A 2041-nucleotide genomic window follows, 5' to 3' on the forward strand; every position below is an offset into this window, starting at 1 on the left:
GCCCACTTGGCAGCGAGAGACTCCCGATGAGGAAACCATCGACTGGAGAGCCGTGTGCAGGAAAACTGCCCGCACGGTTCGGAGGGCGGGGAGGGCGGAGCCCTTCCCGACCCCTATCGAGGGACCAAAGAAAAAAGTGGCGCGAGCCACCAGCGCCCATTGCGGGCGCGGCCAAGCCCCGCGGACGCGGGGCGCCCGGGTGCGTCCGTGAGGACGCCTTGTCAGCAGGGTGAAAGTCCCTGCCGCACGACGTCACATCGTGCGTAGTCGAGAGTAACTGCGTCGCCGCGAGGCGGGGTGGGGAGCAACAGGAGACGAAAGAGCAGCCCGTAGGGAACGAACCCGATACGGCGGCGTGGCACGGCGAGCCTGCCCGGGTAGGGCGAAGCCTGGAAATCATCGGATGCGCTGTGGTGACGGTGAAAGCGACATCCGGGTGCGCGACGTGGGTGGGGATGGGATGCTCGGACGGCAAGGCGGAGTAAGCGGAGAGACCTGCCGGCCAGGTGAGGACGGCAGGAGTCAGAGCCCTCATAATACCGCGATGCGGCGCGCGGCGCCGTGGAGACGGGCGGAGAGCATAAACCGCCTGAAGGGAAGGGGGGCAGGAAGATGGATGCGCGATGGACGGCAAGAGGCAAGACCAAGCATCGTCAGTGCCGGGAACGGCTAGACAAGATGCAGACGCCCGCGACTGGTCGTGGGTGGAAGCCTCGATCTGGACCGAGCGCATGGTCTCGGCGCTGGGCAACGGCGTCAAGGGAGGCCGCTGGTTCAGTTTGATCGACAAGGTGTACGCTCCGGCGACATTGGCGGCGGCCTGGGAGAAAGTCCGGGCCAACCGCGGAGCCGCGGGAGTGGATGGACAGAGCATCGAACGGTTCGCGGCGCGGGCAGAGGACTATCTGGCCGAACTGGCGTCGGACCTGCGGACGGGAGCCTATCGCCCGCAACCGGTCCGGCGGGTGGACATCCCCAAAGGCGATGGCAAGACGAGGCCGCTGGGCATACCCACGGTCAAGGACCGCATCGTCCAGACGGCGGTGAAGTTCGCCATCGAACCGATTTTCGAAGCGGTGTTCCTGCCATCGAGCTACGGGTTCCGGCCGGGCCGGGGCTGCAAGGATGCCTTGCGCGAGGTGGACCGTCTGGTCTGCGAGGGCCACACCTTCGTGGTGGATGCCGATCTCCGCAGCTACTTCGACAGCATCCCGCACGACCGGTTGATGAAGCAGGTCTCGGCACGGATCAGTGATGGCCGTGTTCTCGCCTTGCTCCAGGCGTGGCTCGACCAGGATGTTCTGCACGGGATGGACCGCTGGACGCCGACGGGCGGAACCCCGCAAGGGGCCGTCATCAGTCCGCTACTGGCGAATCTCTACCTCCATCCCCTGGACGAACTCCTGGCCGGCAAGGGATATCGGATGGTGCGGTATGCGGATGACTTCGTGGTCCTGTGTCGAAGCCGGGACGAAGCGGAGGCCGCCCTGGCGGACATCCGGGCGTGGGTCGAGGCGAGTGGCCTCGCGTTGCACCCGGACAAGACGCATCTGGGCGACTGCCGCCAGCGTGGCCAGGGCTTCGATTTCCTCGGATACCGTTTCGAGGGGGGGCTGCGGCTGATCCGCAAGAAGAGCCTGGACCGCTTCAAGGACAAGGTGCGGGAGAAGACGCGACGGACCCAGGGCGTGAGCCTGGAGCGGGTCATCGCCACTCTCAATCCCGTCCTGCGGGGCTGGTTCGGGTACTTCAAGCATGCCCACTGGACGACGTTTTCTCCGCTGGACAGGTTCATCCGCCGACGGCTGCGCGCCATCCTGCTCAAACAGGGAAAGCGCGGCGGCCTCGGGTTCTGCTATGCCGCGACGTCACGCTGGACCAACGCCTTCTTCGCACAAGCCGGGCTGTTCACCTTGAGGAGTGCCCACTTGGCAGCGAGAGACTCCCGATGAGGAAACCATCGACTGGAGAGCCGTGTGCAGGAAAACTGCCCGCACGGTTCGGAGGGCGGGGAGGGCGGAGCCCTTCCCGACCCCTATCG

1 protein-coding gene is annotated in these 2041 nt (G+C 66.0%); it reads left to right on the forward strand.

The window, feature by feature from the left end; genetic code table 11:
• Positions 1 to 623: 623 nt before the first annotated feature.
• Positions 624 to 1952 carry a group II intron reverse transcriptase/maturase gene (gene ltrA, locus H7841_18300; GenBank protein MEO5338810.1) on the forward strand — a complete coding sequence of 443 codons (1329 nt, stop codon included), beginning with the start codon at positions 624 to 626 and terminating at the stop codon, positions 1950 to 1952.
• Positions 1953 to 2041 lie beyond the last annotated feature (89 nt).

Source organism: Magnetospirillum sp. WYHS-4 (assembly GCA_039908345.1).
Lineage (GTDB): Bacteria > Pseudomonadota > Alphaproteobacteria > Rhodospirillales > GLO-3 > JAMOBD01.

What these genes read in the sequence shown, in the direction of transcription:
- ltrA (MEO5338810.1), top strand. Translation starts at nt 624, where the DNA reads ATGGACGGCAAGAGGCAAGACCAAGCATCGTCAGTGCCGGGAACGGCT.